The sequence below is a fragment of the Pseudomonas sp. NFPP25 genome, assembly GCF_900116505.1.
GTDB classification, from domain to species: domain Bacteria; phylum Pseudomonadota; class Gammaproteobacteria; order Pseudomonadales; family Pseudomonadaceae; genus Aquipseudomonas; species Aquipseudomonas protegens.
The window spans coordinates 1097829-1115965 of record NZ_FPBG01000001.1 but is presented as its reverse complement, the minus strand read 5'-3'; the positions used below and the strand labels follow the sequence as shown (position 1 = coordinate 1115965).

Below are 18137 nucleotides of genomic sequence, written 5' to 3'. Positions count from 1 at the left end.
AGCAAGGCTTGGGGGGCGATCGTCGATCGCCCCCTTTTTTTTCGGGAGCAGGGGAGGTGCTATTCCAGGAAGGAATGCAATGAATAAAAACAATGAATTTTAATTATCAAGCCGCAGGGCCTAGCCTGTCCCGATCCTTTGAATGGAGCCCTGCCATGACCTCATCCTCGGTAAACCCGGCTGAAAAATTCGACCGCTCGCGAGCCGACGAATACGCCCGCCAGAGCCGTATCGCCCTGGCGGGCTATGACGCCTGCCATGACCTTGCCGCCTGCATGTTGGCGGCCAGCCTGGGCGAGGGGCGTGCGGCCCACATCCTGGCCGTGGGGGCTGGTGGCACGGCCCAGGAGATTATCGCCATGGCTTCCCTGGAACCGGGCTGGCGCTTTACCGCTGTAGACCCCTCGGCACCGATGCTGGAGACAGCGCGCCAGCAGTTGCAGGCGCAGGGTTTGCTGGAGAGGACCGAAGTGCGTCTGGCCACGGTGGACGAACTGGCGGCGGACGAACCCTTCGACGGGGCCACGCTGATCGGCGTGCTGCACCATCTGCCCGGTGATGAAGCCAAGCGGCAATTGCTGCGGGCCATCGCCCGGCGCCTCAAGCCCGGCGCGCCGCTGATCGTCGCCGGCAATCACTACGCCTACGCCAGCCAGCCCCTGCTGCTGGCGGCCTGGGGGCAACGCTGGCGCCAGCAGGGCGCGACGGCGGATGAGGTACAAGCCAAGCTGGGGAAAATCCTTCAGGGCGCCGACCCGCCCCATTCCGAGGCGGCGGTGCAACGGTTGCTCGAAGAGGGCGGTTTCAGCGCGGGAACACGTTTCTTCAGCAGCCTGTTCTGGGGCGCCTGGCTGAGCCGCAAGAGTCGCTGAGGGGCCGCTCGAACATGCCTGGCACGCCTTCAGGCCGGCAAGCTCCACAAGGTCATCACTCATGGAGTGTCGCCGCATGCCGGGCCAGCCCGCGAGGCTGGTATCGCCTTTGAGTATCTGCTGTACATGAGCAATGTGCCGCCACTGGCGGCCTCGCCCCCCTGTCGGGCAGCCCAGGCGCCGATTGCCGAGCGCCTGGGCATCAATGATCACGCGCCGGTCCTGCTCCTGGCCTGTTCCAGGTTGGCCGCGCCCAGCCAGTAGAACAGCCCGCCGGCGACTATGAACGCTCCCAGCATGTAGAAGATCCAGTGCGCCGGGTGACTGGCCAGGAGCATGCCGCAGAGTATCGGGCCCAGGGCGCCGCCGAGGTTGGAGAGGTTCTGCGCGCCGTAATACAGGCCTCGCAGGTGTTCGGGGGCGATCAGGTCGATGAACATGTACTCGGCGGGAAACACGATGATTTCCCCCAGGGTGAACACCACCATCGACAGCACCCACAGCGCCAGGCTGGTGGCCAGGCCGAAGCCGCTGACCCCCAGCAGGAACAGGCCCAGCCCCAGCGCCAGCCAGCGGCTCAGGTGGCGCTGGGTAATCCTGCGGCCGATGGCGTATTGCAGGGCGATCACCAGCAGCGCATTGGTCGCCACCAGGGTGCTGATGATGCGGTAGGTGGCCTCGGCCGAGGTGGTGACCACCAGGTACTGCGACAGGTACGCCGAGAACTGGCCAAAGACCACGGCGCTGAGCAGGCCGCCCAGGGTGAAGCACACCAGGCGGTAATCCCGTAGCAGCTGTTTGCCCAGGGCCGCGAAGGATAGCGGCGCTGGTGTCGGGCCGGCGGCGCTCAGCTGTCTGTCGCCCCAGCGCATATGGATCGCCAGGAACCCGGCGCCCAGGGCGGCGGAGATCAGGAACGGCAGGCTGATGTCCAGGCGCGCCAGCCCGGCGCCGAGGAACGGGCCCACGGCGTAGCCGATATTGGTCAGGGTGTATTTGATCGAGAAGGCTTCGCTGCGCTGTTCCACCGACAGGCGCTGGGCAAAGCCGGCCTTGATCGCGATGTCGATCACCGCATAGGCCAGGTTGACCAGCACCAGGCACAGGTAGAACAGCCACAGCTGGCGGGCACTGAAGGCGCCGATGAAGCCCAGGGTGAACAGCGCGCAGCAGGCCAGGATCAGCCGGTAGCTGGGCGTGCGGTCCACCAGGAAACCACCGTAGAGGCTCAGCAGCGAGCCGAGGATCATGCTGCTGCCGATCACCAGGCCGATGTCGCTCACTTGCAGGCCGAAAGCACTGCTCAGGTAGATCACCAGGTAGGGCAGGGTGATTGCCCGGGCCAGGGTCAGCACCAGGGTGCCGGCCAGCAGCAGGTTGATTGCTTTCGGGTAGCTTTTCAGGGTGCGCAGCATCCGTGCCTCATCGGTCTGTAACGGCGTTTTTGAGAATGGCAGCCAGCTTACTGGGGAATCTGGTTCTGTTTTATGATGTTTTTTACCCAGTGAATGGAATCAGATTCATGAATAAGAGGCGCCAATGTTTTCTTCCGAACGCTTGAAGGGGATCGATGTGTTTGTCTGCGTGGCCGACTGCGGCAGCTTCAAGGCCGCCGCCGAACGGCTCAACCTTACGGCTTCCGCCGTCAGCAAGGCCATCGCCCGGCTGGAAGGGCGCCTGCAGGCGCGGCTGTTCCAGCGCACCACCCGCAGCCTGGCGCTGACCGACGCGGGCACGGCCTTCTACCGCACCTGCAGCGGGGTGCTGGCAGATCTGGAAGAGGCCGAGCTAGCGCTGAACGCGGAAAACTCCGAGCTGCGGGGGCGGGTGCGCATCGACCTGCCCGGGACCTTCGGCCGCTCCCAGGTGCTGGGCGCCGTCCTGCGCTTTGCCCGGGAGCATCCGGGCTTGCAGCCGCACATCACCTTTTCCGCTCCCGGTGTCGAGCCGCTTGAAGCCGGTGCGGACATCGCCGTGCGCCTTGGCGGCTCGGGACAGTGGCCGGCGGCGCTGGGGCACCGCTGCCTGGGCCGCGAATGGCACCTGTTCTGCGCCTCGCCCGACTACCTGCGCAGCCATGGCGTGCCGCTGACCGACCAGGACCTTGAGCGCCATCAGTGCATTGCCTATGGCTGGGTGGATGGCCGGGTCAGCCCCTGGAACTTCGCCAGCGGCCGCCCGGGCGAGAGTGAGCGCCGGGTGATGTCCGCCAGTTGCGTGGTGGGCGATGGCGAGGGGCTGTTGATGGCGGTGCAGCAAGGCTATGGCATTGCGCAACTGCCTTCCTGGCTGGTCAAGCGCCAGTTGGAGGACGGAAGCCTGGTGGAGGTGCTGCCGCAATGGGCCAGCGAAGGGCAGGCGATCCATCTGCTGTGGCTGAAAAGCCGGCAGGGGTTGCCCAAGGTCAGTGCATTGCTGGAGATGCTGGAAAGGAATCTGCGGGGATAACGATGAGAAAAAATGGCAGGGGCGGCTGGATTCGAACCAACGCATGGCAGGATCAAAACCTGCTGCCTTACCGCTTGGCGACGCCCCTGTAGCTGTTGCGACGTTACTTGCCTGAACTGCCGGCCCGGGGAGGGCCGCTGCAAGAACGGGCGCAAATTTATCAACTTATCGGCGGGCTGGGAAGCCCCCTGGTGAAAAAAATGAGTTTGAAAACAGCTGCTTAGTCTTTTTCAGGGCGATTTTATCCGTCCCGGGGTTCAAGGGACCAGGTAGCCGGGCTGTGAATCCTTCAGCGGCCGGGCCATATCCAGTGCGCGGCGGATGGCCCGCAACTCCGCCCCTTCAAGGGCGCGCCGGCCAAATTGATAGTCGTCGCCCCCCGGGCCCAGGTGCACCGAAAGCAGCCCGAACAGCTGCTCGCCCACTGCTTCGATGAACATTTCCATATAGCTTTCGTAACGGCCGTAGGCGCACAGGTAGATCAGCCCCTGGACCTCGGCGCGCTCGCACTCGTGAATGTCATCCCAGGTCAGGCAACTGCCGTGTTCGCCACTGATCAGCGGCAGGTGCCAGGCGTTCGGTGCGAGCGGTTGGGCGCGCAGGGCCGCCGGTAGCGGCTGGCAGGACAGCACCTGGAAGCGGTACCTGAGCCTGCCGTGGTGGTTGGCATGCCGTGGCGCGGGAGGCTCGGCGGCCGGGCCGGTGATCCGCACGTGCAGCAGGTGGCTCAGGGCGATTTCCGAGGGTTGCTCGTTCCAGCCATTGAGGTCCGCCAGCGGCGGGCACCAGATCAGTTGCAGGGTTTCACCGAGCACGATGCCGTCCTGGCGTTGGAAGAAGGCTGAGCTTTGCTCGCCCACCACTGGCAGCAGGTCGCGCAGCTGCAAGGTCGGCGCGCCGTAGTCGATGCCAAGGTCGGTGGACCAGAACAGGGGGGTGCAGGTTCTCAGGGTTGCCGGCATGGACGCGAGCCTGTGATGGGGAGGGGGAGGATTCTTCGGTAACTGGCGCCCGATGTCACCTCTGTCTGACTCAATCGGCTACATCCGCTGGCTCAATGTGACCGTGACAGCCCGCTGCCGCGCACTAGTATAGGGAGCCTTGGGCAAGACCTATAAGAACAGCAGAAGGACACACACGCATGCGACGCTGGAACGGCTGGGGGGATGCATCCACGGTGGTCGAATTGCCGGCCCAGGGCGCGGGGTTTCTCGCCGAGCGCCTGGGGCCGGGACGCAGGTTGCCGGAGGCGACCCTGGAGCAGGCCCTGGCCCGGGTGCCGGCATCGCGCCTGCAAGCCCATGACTTGTACAGCATCAGTGCCGAGGACCGGCTGCTGCACGCCCGCGGCCAGAGCCTGGCGGACTGGCTGGCGCTGCGCGAGGGCGAGCTGGGGGCCTACCCGGACGCCGTGGCGTTCCCGGAAACCGCCGAACAGATCCGCCAGTTGCTGGCCCTGGCCGAGGACCGCGACCTGTGCCTGATTCCCTACGGCGGGGGCACTTCGGTGGCCGGGCACATCAACCCCGGCGGGTCCCAGCGGCCGGTGCTGACGGTGTCCCTGGCGCGCATGAGCCGCCTGCTGGACCTGGACGAAGACAGCCTGCTGGCGACCTTCGGTCCTGGGGCCAGTGGCCCTCAGGTGGAAAGCCAGCTGCGGGCCCGGGGCTACACCCTGGGGCACTTTCCCCAGTCCTGGGAACTGTCGACCCTGGGCGGCTGGGTCGCCAGCCGCTCCAGCGGCCAGCAGTCGTTGCGCTACGGGCGCATCGAGCAGCTGTTCGCCGGCGGCACCCTGGAAACCTTTGCCGGGCCGATGCCCATCGCCACCTTTCCGGCGTCCGCCGCCGGGCCGGACCTGCGCGAGGTGGTGCTGGGCAGCGAAGGGCGCTTCGGGATCATTTCCGAGGTCAAGGTGCGGGTCAGCCGCCTGCCCGATGACGAACGTTTCTACGGGGTGTTCCTGCCCGACTGGCAGCAGGCCCTGCAAGCGGTGCGCGCCCTGGCCCAGGCCCGGGTGCCGCTGTCGATGCTGCGCCTGTCCAATGCCCTGGAGACCGAAACCCAGCTGGCCCTGGCCGGCCACCCGACGCAGATCGCCTGGCTGGAAAAGTACCTGGCCCTGCGCGGCGCCGGGGCGGGCAAGTGCCTGTTGACCTTCGGCGTGACCGGCAACCGCCGGCAGAATGCCCTGTCCCTGCGCCAGGCGCGCCAGCACCTGAAGGCTTTCGGCGGGGTGTTCACCGGCACCCTGCTGGGCAAGAAATGGGCGCAGAACCGCTTTCGCTTTCCCTACCTGCGCGAAAGCCTGTGGAACGCCGGCTACCTGGTGGACACCCTGGAGACCGCCACCGACTGGAGCAATGTCGACCGCCTGCTGCAACGCATCGAGCAGAGCCTGCGTGACGGCCTGGCCGCCGAGGGCGAGCAGGTGCATGTGTTCACCCACCTGTCCCATGTCTATGGCGAAGGGTCGAGCATCTACACCACCTACGTGTTCCGCCCGGATGCCCAGTACCCGACGACCCTGGCCCGCTGGCAGGCGCTCAAGCACGCTGCCAGCCAGACCATCGTCAACCACCGCGGCACCATCAGCCACCAGCACGGCGTGGGCAAGGACCATGCGCCGTACCTGCTGCGGGAGAAGGGCCCGCTGGCCATCGATGCGCTGCAGGCCCTGAGCCGCCACTTCGATCCGGCCGGGCGCCTCAACCCCGGCACCCTTTTGGAGCCCCGTGAACCATGAGCCAGGACTGGAATGCCCAGTGGCGCCAAGAGGTGCTGCCCGGGCTGGCGGCGCAAGCCTGGGACCTGATCGTGATCGGTGGCGGCATCAGCGGCGCCGGCATCCTGCGCGAAGCGGCGCGGCGTGGCTGGCGTTGCCTGCTGCTGGAACAGCGAGACTTTGCCTGGGGCACCTCCAGCCGCTCCTCGAAGATGGTCCATGGCGGCTTGCGCTATATCGCCAAGGGCCAGTGGCGCCTGACCCGGGATTCGGTGCGCGAGCGCCAGCGCCTGTTGCAGGAGGCCCCGGGGCTGGTGGAGCCCATGAGCTTCCTGATGCCCCATTACCGCGGCAAGTTTCCCGGGCCCCGGGTGTTCGGCGGCCTGCTGGGTGTGTATGACGCCCTGGCCGGGCGGCGCAACCATCGCTTTTACGATGCCCGGCAGCTGGCTTTCCTGGCCCCCGGGGTCAAGGAGCCGGGGCTGTTGGGGGGGACCAGTTTTCTCGACGCCCTGACCGACGATGCGCGGCTGGTGATGCGGGTGCTGGCCGAGGCCCGGGCCGATGGCGCCCAAGTGTTCAACGGCGTTCGGGTCACCCGCCTTTTGCGCGAGAACGGGCGGGTCTGCGGGGTGCAGATCGAGGACAGCGAAGGCGGGCAGCCGCAGCAGGTGCGCTGCGCGGCCGTGGCGGTCGCTACCGGCGCCTGGGCCGAGCGCTTGCGCCCGGCTGACCGCGTGCGCCAGCTGCGGCCCTTGCGCGGCAGCCATCTGCTGCTGCCGGGCTGGCGCTTGCCGGTGGCCCAGGCCTTCAGCTTCATGCATGCCGAGGATGGCCGGCCGGTGTTCGTCTTCCCCTGGGAGGGCGCCACCGTGGTCGGCACCACCGACCTGGATCACCGCGATGACCTGGACCAGAGCGCCAGCATCAGCCAGGAAGAGCTTGAGTACCTGCTGGCCGCCTGTGCCCAGCAGTTTCCCCAGGCCCTGATCACTGCCGGCGACGTGCTGTCGACCTGGGCCGGGGTGCGCCCGGTGGTGGCCAGCAGCGACGGCCAGCAGGGCAAGCCTTCCAATGAAACCCGCGAGCATGTGCTGTGGCAGGAACCCGGCTGCGTGACCCTGGCCGGCGGCAAGCTCACCACCTTCCGGCCCCAGGCCATCGAAGTGCTGCAGGCCTGCGGGGCGATGCTCGGGCGTGAAGTGGTGGACGACGGCGCCCCGGTCTTCACGCCTGTGGCGCCCCTGGAGATCCCTGGCCTGAGCGGCGCCCAGGTGCGGCGCCTGGCTGGCCGCCACGGCCGCCATCTGCCGCGGCTGGCGCAGTGGGTGGCGACCCTGGGCGGCGATTGCGTCGGCGCCAGCGACACCCTGTGGGCCGAGCTGGCGTTTGCCGCCGAGGCGGAAATGGTCCTGCACCTGGACGACCTGCTGCTGCGCCGCACCCGCATCGGCCTGCTGCTGGCCGAGGGCGCCGCCCAGTACCTGCCGGCCATCCGCCGCCTGTGCCAGCCGCAGCTGGGCTGGGACGACGAGCGCTGGCAGGCCGAGGAACAGCGCTACCGGGCCCTGTGGCAACGCCATCACAGCCTGCCGCCACTCGCCTAACGATGCTCAACCAAGAGAGCCCCATGGATAACCACAACAACAATAAGCAGGACTACCTGCTGGCCATCGACAACGGCACCCAGAGCGTTCGTGCGCTGCTGTTCGACCTCAAAGGCAACCTGCTGGGCAAGGGCAAGGTGGAGCTTGAAGCCTATTTTTCCAGCCGGCCCGGCTGGGCCGAACAGCACCCGGACTACTACTGGGCCAAGCTCGGCGAAGCCTGCCAACTGCTCTGGCAGCAGACCGGCATCGACCGTTCGCAGATCCGCGGCGTGTCCCTGACCACCCAGCGCGGCACCCTGATCAACGTCGATGCTCAGGGCCGCGCGCTGCGCCCGGCGATCCTCTGGCTCGACCAGCGCCAGGCCGAGGTCGAAGGCAAGATCAAGGGGCCCTGGGGCTGGTTGTTCAAGTTGATCGGCGCCGAGGCCACGGTGGATTATTTTCGCGCCCAGGCCGAGGCCAACTGGGTGGCTCAGGAACAGCCCGAGGTGTGGGCCGCCACCGACAAGTTCCTGTTGCTCTCGGGCTTTCTCACCCATCGCCTGACCGGCAATTTCGTCGACTCGGTGGGCTGCTGCGTGGCCTACCTGCCGTTCGACTACAAACGCCTGCGCTGGGCCGCCCCCAGTGACTGGAAGTGGCAGGCCCTGGCGGTGCGCCAGGAGCAGTTGCCGACCCTGCTCAAGCCCGGGGAAACCCTGGGCCGGATCACCGCCGAGGCCAGCCGCCATACCGGCATACCCGAAGGCTTGCCGCTGATTGCCGCGGGTGCCGACAAGGCCTGCGAAGTGCTGGGCTCGGGCGTCCAGGACTCGACCACCGCCTGCCTGTCCTACGGCACCACGGCCACCATCACCACCACCCGTTCGCGCTACCTGGAGGTAGTGCCTTTGATACCGCCGTACCCGGCGGCGGTGCCGGACCACTACAACTGCGAGGTGATGATCTTTCGCGGCTACTGGATGGTCAGCTGGTTCAAGCAGCAGTTCGGCCTGCGCGAAGTGCAGCAGGCGGCGGAGCAGGGGCTGGAGCCGGAGCAGCTGTTCGACGCCCTGGTCCAGGCGGTGCCGCCCGGGTCCATGGGCCTGACCCTGCAACCCTACTGGTCGCCGGGCATCCGCGAGCCGGGCATGGAAGCCAAGGGGGCGATGATCGGCTTTGGCGACGTGCACACCCGGGCGCACATCTACCGGGCCATTCTCGAAGGCCTGGCCTATGCCCTGCGCCAGGGCATGGAGCGCATCGAAAAGCGCTCCAGGCTGAAGATCAGCCGCCTGCGGGTGGCCGGCGGCGGCTCCCAGAGCGACGCGGCCATGCAACTGACGGCGGACATCTTCGGCCTGCCGGTGGAGCGGCCCCATGTCTATGAAGCCTCGGGGCTGGGTGCGGTGATCGCCTGCGCGGTGGGCCTGGGGCTGTACCCGGACTTCGCCACGGCCATCAGCGCCATGACCCGGGTTGGCGCAGTGTTCGAGCCCCAGCCCCAGGCGCAGCAGATGTACCAGCGGCTGTACAGCGAGGTCTACCTGCGCATGTACCGCCAGCTCAAGCCGCTGTACCAGAGCATTCGCGAGATTACCGGTTACCCGGCTTAGCGAAAGCGCCGGCCAGCGGCCGGCAGGGGGGGCGAACCTCTGCGGGGTAAAAAGTTCTTCCAGGCGCCAGGGCTGGTCTATCGTGATCAAGGGGCAGGGCCCCTTCGACCCCCCACGCCTGCGAGACGAGCATGAACCGCCAGGAAGCGCTGAACATCCTGTGGAAGCGACTGTTCCTCATCTTTGTGCTGCTATTGGCGGCATCCCTGGTGTCGGTGGCCATGGCCGATGGCTACACCATTCCCTCGGTGGTGTTCATTGCCGGCAACATCGGCGGCTATGTCGGTTTTCACCGCCAGCTTTCCAGCCTCAGCGAGGAGGAAATCATCGGCCTGTGCAGTTCCTGGTTCAGCCTGGTGCTGCCGTCATTCATCGGCGGCATCCTCGCGGGGCTGCTGTATATCCTGTTCATTTCCGGGGTGGTGCAAGGGGAGCTGTTTCCAAAGATCGTCGCCGATGAAACCTGTCGCTACAGCGAGAACAGCTTCTATGTGATCTTCTGCCAGCACGCCGGTGGCTATGCCGCCTACGCCAAGCTATTGTTCTGGTCCTTTGTCGCGGGGTTCAACCAGAACTACGTGGTGGACCTGATCGACAACATCAAGGGCAGCCAGAAGACGGAGAATCAGCCATGAGTGAACAGAGCAAAGGGCCGGCGTCGTACTTCCCCTCCATTGAAAAGCACTACGGCCAGCCCATCGGGCACTGGCTGGAGCTGCTGGCAACGGTCGACGGCAAAAAGCATATGGAGCTGGTGGCCTGGCTCAAGACCGAACACGGCATGGGCCATGGCCACGCCAATGCCCTGGTGGCGCACTTCCTGGCGGCCAGCAAGGGCCGCTAGTCCCCGGGGCGCCATTCTTCGCCAGTGAAAGCCTGACTGCCGACATCCGCTTTCCTGGCGAAAAAAGCCAAATTCCCCTGTGTTCTCTTCGTTCTTTCCTACGTCGCACCTTGCATTGCCCTCTTTCTGCCTGTCGGAGTTTTCTCGATGTCTTCGCCAAAATCCTTGCCCACGGCCCTGTTGGGCCTGGCCCTGGCCTGCCCGGCATTTGCCGAAACCCGTGCCGTGGAGCTGGCTCCGGCGCAGGTCCTGGGCCAGGAACAGGGCGGTGAGGGGCAGCCGGCGCAGGAGGCTGCGGCGCGGCTGGCCCAGGTGCCCGGCGGCACCAATGTGGTGGACATGCGCCGCCCGCTGCAGGGCCGGGTGGCCAGCAACCAGGATGTGCTGGCCTACCAGCCCGGGGTCTATGCCCAGTCGGCGGGCAACGAAGGGGTGAAGATCTCGATCCGCGGCTCGGGCATCAACCGCGCGCCGGGTGCCCATGCCTCGGGGCTGTATACGATGCTCGACGGCTTGCCCCTGACCGGCCCCGGTGGCACGCCCTATGAATTGCTGGAGCCCTTGTGGGTCGACCACGTGGAAGTGCTGCGCGGCGCCAACGGGTTCGACCGTGGCGCCCTGGCCCTGGGTGGCGCCATCGATTACGTCAGCCACACTGGCTATGACGCACCGCTGTTGCAGGTACGCTACGCCACCGGTAGCCACGGTTATCAGCAGCGTCAGGTCAGTTCCGGGCAAGTGTTGGGGGATTTCGATTATTACGTGTCATTGACCGACTCCAATGCCGACGGCTACCAGGATCACACCCGCAGCCAGAGCAAGGGGCTGATCGGCAACTTCGGCTACCGCTTCAACCCGAACCTGGAAACCCGCTTCTACCTGCGCTACCGCGAGACCGACAACGATCTGGCCGGGCGCGTGACCAAGCGCTCCATCGAACACGACCCGCGGGCGGCCAACCCGGCCTACGTCAGCCGCGACGACCGGCGCAAGCAGCCGGGCAGTACCTTTGTCGGCAACAAGACCACCTATTACCTGGACGACGATTCGAGTATCCAGGCCGGGCTGGTGTACCACGACTACCCCATGGACCTGCGCGAAGGCCCCAACCGCCTGAAGGTGGCCTACAGCGACGTCAGCGGCACCCTGGACTACAAGCGCCGCGACAGCCTCTGGGGCCTGGAAAGCCGCAGCACCCTGGGCCTGCGGGTGACCAAGCACCTGCCCAATGACGGTGCCAGCGAGTTCGTGCGCATTCCTGGCGGCAATACCAAGACCTACGCGCCGGGCACGCGGATCCGCAACTTCACTTACCAGGGCTCGGACACCGTCCTGCACGTTGGCAATGACCTGGAGATCGCCGACGACCTGTGGCTGACCACCGGGCTGGCGGCCATCTACACCCGCCGCGAAAGCGCGGTGACCTACCCCGAGGGCGGCGGCAAGACCAGCCTTGGCGACTGGGACTACGCGCCGCGCCTGGGCCTGCGCTACCAGTTGAACCCGGATCTGCAACTGTTCGCCAACCTCAGCCGCTCGGTGGAAGCGCCACACCCCTGGTCGCTGATCTACAGCGCCAATCAGCGTTTTCCGGCCGGCAGCGGCGTCGCCACCGGCGCCCAGCGCGACCCGGTCAAGCTGCGCAATCAGACCGCTACCACCCTGGAACTGGGCGGGCGTGGCGACAGCAGCCTGGGCCAGTGGAGCCTGGCCTGGTACTACGCCCAGGTGCGCCACGAACTGCTTTCGGTGCTGCCGGACGCCAACGCCACCACGCCTTACGAGCTCAACGCCAGCCCCACCGTGCACCAGGGCGTGGAAGCCAGCCTGCAGAGCGAGCTGTGGTCGCGCCCGGGCGTCGGCCGCCTGAGCCTGCGCCAGGCCTATACCTTCAGTGATTTCCACTACCGCGACGATCAGCGTTTCGCCGACAACCGCCTGCCGGGCCTGCCCATGCACTACTACCAGGGCGAGCTGCGCTACGACTGGCCCCTGGGCTTCTTCGCCGCGGTCAATACCCAGCTGGTGTCCAAGGTGGCGGTGGATTACGCCAACAGCTACTACGCCGATCCCTATGCGCTGTTCGGCGCCACCCTGGGCTACAACGCGCCGAAGAACGACTGGCAGACCTGGGTCGATGTGCGCAACCTGACCGACAAGCGCTACGCCGCCACCGTGACCCCGGGCTATGACGACAAGGGGCTGGACGCGGCGCGTTCAACGCCGGGGGAAGGGTTGGGGGTGTACCTGGGGGTGTCCTGGAGCCTGCGCTGAAAGCAGGGCCGCGAGCGAGCCGACACCCGCCAATGAAAGTGCCCGCAGCAGCGGGCACCTGGTTCATGCCGGGCGGTGTCAGCCCGGGCGGCAGTGATTTACCACTGGCCCGAGAACACGCAGGTCAGCGCTTCGATGGCGCTGAACTTCCACAGCGAGTCGCCGCAGTCGCTGGCAAAGGCGTGGGCGTTGGAGGCGGTGAGGGCCAGGGCGATGGCCGAGGCATAGACGATTTTCTTGAGCGACATGGGAAAACTCCTTGTTATGAATCCGCACGTTCTTGTAGGCGCCGTCCTGAAGGGGGGGCTGCTGCGGACTATAGGCCCGTGCTGCCCCCGGCACTATTAGCCCGAGTGTGCTAATGGCCCATGCGCATCACTGTGCCGCCCGGCCCAGGCTCAGTTGCGAAAATACAGCTCGTCCAGCTGCCGCCGGCGTATCACCAGGTACTCCTCCCAGACCTTGGGGAAATCCTCGTCCCGGGTCAGGGGGAAGGTCAGGTAGTAAGTCCGACCGGTGACACTGATGTACTCCCGCACCCGCTTGTACGCCGGCTGTTCCAGCAGCGAGATGTATTCGTCATAGGCGTAGTGGTAGTGGGAAATCGTCACCCGATGGGGCGCGATCATGCAGCGGGAGAAGTCGATCACCCAGCCATGGCTCATGTCGCTGCCCAGGTAGCCGTAGACCCCATCCTCGGAGAGGCTGATGGCTTTTCGTGCCTGTACCCCATCCTCATCGTTGACCAGCACGATCTGGCTTTCGAAATAGCGGATGGCCTGTTGCTCGGGGCCGCGCAACTGCAGGTTCCAGCCGACGGCGCCCATGCGGAACTCGCCCTGCTCGGTATATTCGGCAGTCCAGCCGTTGGCAAGGGTAATGCTGTGTGTGGTCATTGTCGTCCTGGTGATGGCTGTCCCTGAAGGCTGGGGATTGTACGTCAGCCGCTGTGCGAAACGGCAGGGCCCGTGGCGCCCGGTCAGTCATGCCAGCATGCGAGCTGTCCTGTGACTGTGACTGTGGCCGTGCCCTGTGGCTAGTTCGCCAGTGCGTGGCGCAGATGCGCCAGGGCCCGGGTTTCGACCTGGCCCTGGTCGCTCCCCGGATTGAAGACCGCGCAGCAGGCGCTGGTGCCGGCGACGTTGGCGCGATAGACCGCCAGCGTGCTGCCGGGGCCGCTGCCGGTGTGGCCGTAGAGCGTCAGGCCAGACTCGACACTGCCCACCATCAGGCCCATGGCATAGCCGGGAGCGACCCAGGGCCGGCCGGCCATCGGCCCGCCCAGAACCTGGGCCTGCTGCATGCCTGCCAGCAGTGCCGGGGGCAATAGCGCGCCGCTCAACAGCCGATCCAGCAGCACCGCCGCCTCCGCCAGGGGCCCCACCAGCAGGCCGTGGTAGACCCAGCCGGGGTGGTAGTCGCCCAACTGGCCCAGGTCCACATCCCGCAGGTCTTCGCGGGTCACGGCGAGGCGTGTGCGAGACAGGCCCAGGGGCGCCAGTACCCGTTGTTGCAGGGCAAGGTGCAGGGGCAGGTCCGTTGCCTGCTGGATCAGCTGCGCCACGAACAGGTAGCCCACATTGGAGTAGCGCCACTGGCTGCCGGGGGCGTAGCGCAGGCGGCTGGCATCCAGGCGCTGCAGCATCTGTGCGCCGGGCCATGCATCCTCGTTGCGCAAAACCGCGTCGTGGTAGTCGCTCAGCTCGCTGTAGTCCGCCAGCCCGGCCTGATGCCGCAGCAACTGGCGCAGGGTGAAGGGGCCCTGGGGCAGCGGCTCATCCAGCCCCAGCAGGCCGTCGCGCACCAGGGTCAGGGCCGCTGCGCTAAGCACAGTCTTGGTGAAGCTCCACCAGGGCACCAGTGGCTGGGGTTGCTGTGGGGCCAGTGGTTGGCCGTTGTGGATCAGGGCATGAAGCACGGAGGGGATGTCCTTGATGGGCTGTGTTGCCGCGCGCTGTTGGGTCAATCAGGCCGTGAGCGGCCCTGCAGGGTACGGCATAATGCGCGGCCGTTTTGGCTAAACCTAGGAATTGATCAGGAGGATCAGGCTGGCTATGTACAGACTTGGGCACATGATAGACAACCAGTGGGTCGAGCACAGTTATCCGCCGGTATTCGTGGTGGCCCCCATTGGCGAGGGGCAGCGCGTGGTGGCGGGCGTTCCAGGCTCGGACCCGCAGGTCCTGCTCAGCCTGCTGGGCTGCCTGGCCGAACCGCTGGTGCTGCTGTTCGTGCTGCACACGCCCCGGGACGAATCGCAAGCCGGACGCTACTGGAGCCCGCAGCTGTCGCGTGAGGACGTTCAGGATTTCATCTATGACTTCAAGCCACTGCTCTGTGGCGACAGCCGTTTCGACCTGTGGGTCCACTCGCCCGAGCAACAGGCCACCGTGGTCTGGGACCGGCACAACCTGATCTATGGCTACGGGCCGCTGGAAGGCTACGCCACGGCCCTGCGCGCACTGGGCTTCGGCCATGGCGAGCCGCAGTTGCCCGTGCCCCATACCCACCACTACCACCCGCAGCTGGACGACCTGTGCCGGCAGTTGCTCACCCACTTCGATTGGCAGCACTCGCCATTGCGACCTGAGGATGAGCAGTGATGGTGCAATCAAGCCCACTCATGCTCGGTCAATCTTTTGAATTCAGTGCAGGCCTCGTCAAACTGTTGCCGGGAGAATTCGGCGCGTTGAGCGTTGCTGTTCCAGGCCACCGCAGTGACCAGTCCGTCGATCACTGTGACGGCTCGTCCAAAACGTTCCCAGATCAGCTTGTCTCCCCGTACCACCTGCTCGACCACGGCCACTGTGCAACTTAGATCCATGTCGTCGGGGCAGATCAGCAACGGGACGATGCTCGAGCAATCCTCGCTCGCGGGAGCCAGTAACTGCCAGGCAAGTTCTGCGTGCTCGTCATCGATCAGCCAGCCCTGGGCCGGTACCAACCCCTCGGTGCTGTCTGCCCCCGAGCCATCGTAGATGACCCCCTTGATCCAACTGTCCAGGGGGACGTCGTCGAGGGTGAAGACGGGGTGGGGGGCCTTGGTGTATTTCGATTGATGCATTGCAGCGCGAATGTGGTTCATGGGGTCTCGCCAACGGGTTGAGCGCAAAAGGTCATGCGCAAAGGGGACTCGAAGGGACGGCGTTGAGGACCGGGGCCGTTGCGGCCCCGGTCCCGGTTTGTCACTGGTCGCTGTGCAAGGCAGGCGTGCGCGGTGGTATCAGGCGCTTGCTGCCGGTGGCCTCGAAGGCCGAAGCCAGGCGCAGCAGGCTCGAGTCGTCATAGGCGCGCCCGGCGAAGGTCAGCCCCACCGGCATGCCGATGTCCGCCATCACCCCCATGGGCACGGTAACGGTGGGCACCCCCAGGTGGCGGATGGCGAGGTTGCCGTTGGCCACCCACACGCCATTGCTCCAGGCGATGTCTGCCGACTCGGGATTGATATCGGCATCGGCCGGGCCAACGTCGGCCACGGTGGGGAACAGCACGGCGTCCAGCCCCAGGCGGTCCATCCAGTCTTCCAGGTCGATGCGCCGGGTCTGCTCCAGGCCGCGCAGGCCGTCGGCCAGGGTGGCGATCTGGTCCCAGGTCTTGAGCCCGCGCTTGGCCATGTTCACGTATTCGTCCATGCCGGCGGCCAGGTCGTCTTCGCGGTTGGGCAGGGTGCCGGGGTCGTGGGGGAAGATCTGCGGCCCGTCGACATCCGCCAGGCGGTTGAGCTTGGGGTCGTCGTTGGCCCGCAGGAAGTCGTCGAAGGCCCAGCCCGAGAGCTCCCATAGCTCGTCGTGGAGGAACTCCTTGCTGACCAGGCCGCGGTTGTACACGGTCGGCGCGCCGGGGCGGTCGCCCTCGCAGTTGGACACCAGGGGGAAGTCCACTTCCAGCACTTGCGCGCCGGCGGCCTCCAGGGCCTGGCGCGCCTGTTCCCAGAGGCTGATCACCGAGGGCCGGGTATGGATGCGCTGGCCGGTGGGGCCGCCGATGCCCGGTTTCTCGCTGGTGCCGGCCTCAGGGTCGGCATTGATGTACATGCGCGGCACGCCGAGGCGCTTGCCCTTGAGCGCCGCGGCGCCGGCCGCCAGTTGCGGGTAGGAGGCCGGGCGCACCGAAGCGACGCTGGGGATCGGCACCCAGGGCTGCAGGCGCCACAGGTCGCCGCGGGTGTCCGGGTCTTCGGCCACCACCACGTCCAGCACTTCCAGGAGGTCGGCCATGGTCCGGGCAAAAGGCACCACCACGTCCATGGTCGGGGTCAGCGGCCAGTTGCCGCGCACCGAGATCACCCCGCGCGACGGGGTGTAGGCGCACAGCCCGTTGTTGGAGGCCGGGCCACGGCCGCTGGACCAGGTTTCCTCGGCCAGGCCGAAGGCGGCGAAGCTGGCGGCGGTGGCGGTGCCGGCGCCATTGGACGAGCCCGAGGCAAAGGGCGCGGTCAGGTAAGCGGCGTTATAGGGGCTTTCGGCGCGGCCATACACGCCACGCTGCATACCGCCGTTGGCCATGGGCGGCATGTTGGTCTTGCCCAGGCAGATGGCCCCGGCAGCCCGCAGGCGCTCAATGGTGAAGGCGTCGCGGTAGGCCACCAGCTCGGCGAAGGCCGGGCTGCCGGAAGCAGCCGTCAGGCCCTTGACCAGGTAGCTGTCCTTGGCGGTGTAGGGAATGCCGTCCAGCGGGCCCAGGGTCTGGCCCTTGGCGCGGCGCTCATCGGCGGCCCGCGCCTCGTTCAGCGCCTCGGGGTTGCGCACCACCACGGCGTTGAGGGCGGTGGCGGTGTTCGGGCCGTCATAGGCCTCGATCCGCGCCAGATAGGCCTGGACCAGTTCCACCGAGGTGGTCTGCCCGGATTCCAGGGCGGCGCGCAGGTGGGCAATGGAGACTTCGGTGACTTCGATCATGCTGCTACCGCCGTTGGCTGGTGGGTGATGAGGTGCAGAGGGCGCAACGGGGCGCGTGTGTTGGGGTATTGGCTGTGCATGGTGGTTCTCGTGGTACGGCTGGCACGACAAGGGTGGCATGGGAACGCTGGGGGCCTTTTTAGCATCTAGTGCGGGGCAGAGGAATCGGCTTGATGGATTATTGCTTCAGGCCAGCTGCGCCAGGGCCTGCGGACTAGAGGTAGATCTTTCCCTCGGCGTCCCTTGCGTGAAACTGCTGCAGGAAAGCGTGGTAGTCACGATAGTCATGGAAGTCCATGCCGGCCTTGTCAGCCCGTTCGTGGAGATCCCGTGGATTGGGACGAAAGATTTTCTTGATCTGGCGCATTCGCTGCACATCGATGCCGTTGAATTTTTGATCTCGCTCATAGTGGCTGTAGAGATTCTTTCCACCGACCGAGAACCCGCGGCGAGCCAGAATCCAGTCGACTTGAGCCTCTGCCTCCTCGGGATGTATGGGGAACCATTCGGAGTCACGGCCGGTGTCCAAGTGCTTGATCGGCTCTCCAAAGACCGATCTTGAATGGATGTAACGCTCGATGTCGGACAGCTCCCGGCGCGAAGTCCCGTTGGAGCACTTGGACAGTTCATAGACCGTGAACAGGGTAAGGAAAGGATTGTAGGTCTTGCCTTCGGCAATCCGTTGCTGCGGAGTTCGCTTGGTGGTCAGCCCGATCTTTGTCAGGCCCATGTCGCGGATGTCGATGGCGATATAGAGCCAGGCATAGAGGGCAGGGGTGCAGTCAGCGTAGTACTCGTTGAACTGCGCTTCTTCATCGTCAAAATCGAGGTCCATCTAGCCACCTTCCTTACGGGCTGCTGAATGCAATCG

Annotated in this window: 17 protein-coding genes and 1 tRNA gene; 9 read left to right on the top strand and 9 right to left on the bottom strand. The window is 66.1% G+C overall.

Features of this window, described 5'->3' with window-relative positions; genetic code table 11:
- The first annotated feature begins 155 nt into the window (after positions 1-155).
- Positions 156-872 (top strand): class I SAM-dependent methyltransferase, encoded by a 717-nt coding sequence (locus BM382_RS04675; protein ID WP_053158213.1) that lies wholly within the window; start codon positions 156-158, stop codon positions 870-872.
- Between the two features lie 209 nt (positions 873-1081).
- Here the strand turns inward: BM382_RS04675 and BM382_RS04670 are convergent, their stop codons facing one another.
- Entirely contained in the window at positions 1082-2287 is a 1206-nt protein-coding gene (locus tag BM382_RS04670) for an MFS transporter (RefSeq protein WP_072442043.1), read from the bottom strand.
- Between the two features lie 124 nt (positions 2288-2411).
- Between BM382_RS04670 and BM382_RS04665 the strand changes: the two genes are divergently transcribed.
- Entirely contained in the window at positions 2412-3320 is a 909-nt protein-coding gene (locus tag BM382_RS04665) for a LysR family transcriptional regulator (protein ID WP_015635442.1), read from the top strand.
- Between the two features lie 13 nt (positions 3321-3333).
- Here the strand turns inward: BM382_RS04665 and BM382_RS04660 are convergent.
- Both BM382_RS04660 and BM382_RS04655 read right to left on the bottom strand, forming a co-directional pair.
- Positions 3334-3408 (bottom strand) — tRNA-Gln (locus BM382_RS04660).
- A 169-nt stretch (positions 3409-3577) separates the two neighbouring features.
- Positions 3578-4282, bottom strand: coding sequence for a hypothetical protein (locus BM382_RS04655; RefSeq protein WP_072442041.1), 705 nt, complete (start codon positions 4280-4282; stop codon positions 3578-3580).
- A 179-nt stretch (positions 4283-4461) separates the two neighbouring features.
- Here BM382_RS04655 and BM382_RS04650 point away from each other — a divergent pair, with 179 nt between their 5' ends.
- The 6 genes from BM382_RS04650 to BM382_RS04625 all read left to right on the top strand — a co-directional run bounded on the left by BM382_RS04650 (position 4462) and on the right by BM382_RS04625 (position 12368).
- Positions 4462-6066: an FAD-binding oxidoreductase gene (locus tag BM382_RS04650; RefSeq protein ID WP_072442039.1), complete on the top strand. Its 1605-nt coding sequence runs from the start codon at positions 4462-4464 to the stop codon at positions 6064-6066.
- Entirely contained in the window at positions 6063-7652 is a 1590-nt protein-coding gene (locus BM382_RS04645) for a glycerol-3-phosphate dehydrogenase/oxidase (RefSeq protein ID WP_072442037.1), read from the top strand. Before BM382_RS04650 ends, BM382_RS04645 begins: the two co-directional genes overlap by 4 nt.
- A gap of 23 nt (positions 7653-7675) precedes the next feature.
- Positions 7676-9250 (top strand): FGGY-family carbohydrate kinase, encoded by a 1575-nt coding sequence (locus tag BM382_RS04640; protein WP_011061061.1) that lies wholly within the window; start codon positions 7676-7678, stop codon positions 9248-9250.
- 131 nt (positions 9251-9381) lie between these two features.
- Positions 9382-9885 carry a hypothetical protein gene (locus tag BM382_RS04635; RefSeq protein WP_011061062.1) on the top strand — a complete coding sequence of 168 codons (504 nt, stop codon included), beginning with the start codon at positions 9382-9384 and terminating at the stop codon, positions 9883-9885.
- Complete coding sequence (locus tag BM382_RS04630) at positions 9882-10094, top strand: DUF4287 domain-containing protein (protein ID WP_011061063.1); 213 nt, start codon at positions 9882-9884, stop codon at positions 10092-10094. The genes BM382_RS04635 and BM382_RS04630 overlap by 4 nt, the downstream gene beginning before the upstream one ends.
- Before the next feature lie 147 nt (positions 10095-10241).
- Positions 10242-12368, top strand: a complete 2127-nt coding sequence (locus tag BM382_RS04625; RefSeq protein ID WP_072442035.1) for a TonB-dependent receptor family protein — start codon at positions 10242-10244, stop codon at positions 12366-12368.
- A gap of 98 nt (positions 12369-12466) precedes the next feature.
- On the opposite strand, the gene BM382_RS31835 is transcribed toward BM382_RS04625, so the two are convergent.
- The 3 genes from BM382_RS31835 to BM382_RS04615 form a co-directional block, all read right to left on the bottom strand.
- The gene (locus tag BM382_RS31835; RefSeq protein WP_015635448.1) at positions 12467-12616 is read right to left on the bottom strand and encodes a hypothetical protein; all 150 of its coding nucleotides are present in this window, start codon (positions 12614-12616) and stop codon (positions 12467-12469) included.
- A 150-nt stretch (positions 12617-12766) separates the two neighbouring features.
- On the bottom strand, positions 12767-13264 hold the full coding sequence (locus BM382_RS04620) for a hypothetical protein (protein ID WP_072442033.1): 498 nt from the start codon (positions 13262-13264) through the stop codon (positions 12767-12769).
- Positions 13265-13404: 140 nt separating this feature from the next.
- Complete coding sequence (locus tag BM382_RS04615) at positions 13405-14304, bottom strand: serine hydrolase domain-containing protein (RefSeq protein WP_275656326.1); 900 nt, start codon at positions 14302-14304, stop codon at positions 13405-13407.
- Positions 14305-14440: 136 nt separating this feature from the next.
- Between BM382_RS04615 and BM382_RS04610 the strand changes: the two genes are divergently transcribed.
- Complete coding sequence (locus BM382_RS04610) at positions 14441-14971, top strand: hypothetical protein (RefSeq protein WP_072442031.1); 531 nt, start codon at positions 14441-14443, stop codon at positions 14969-14971.
- A gap of 8 nt (positions 14972-14979) precedes the next feature.
- Here the strand turns inward: BM382_RS04610 and BM382_RS04605 are convergent, their stop codons facing one another.
- From BM382_RS04605 to BM382_RS04595, 3 genes are all read right to left on the bottom strand, one after another.
- On the bottom strand, positions 14980-15453 hold the full coding sequence (locus BM382_RS04605) for a hypothetical protein (protein WP_011061069.1): 474 nt from the start codon (positions 15451-15453) through the stop codon (positions 14980-14982).
- Positions 15454-15553: 100 nt separating this feature from the next.
- Complete coding sequence (locus BM382_RS04600; protein ID WP_072442028.1) at positions 15554-17266, bottom strand: amidase; 1713 nt, start codon at positions 17264-17266, stop codon at positions 15554-15556.
- A 214-nt stretch (positions 17267-17480) separates the two neighbouring features.
- Positions 17481-18101 carry a GIY-YIG nuclease family protein gene (locus BM382_RS04595; RefSeq protein WP_072442025.1) on the bottom strand — a complete coding sequence of 207 codons (621 nt, stop codon included), beginning with the start codon at positions 18099-18101 and terminating at the stop codon, positions 17481-17483.
- Positions 18102-18137: the final 36 nt, after the last annotated feature.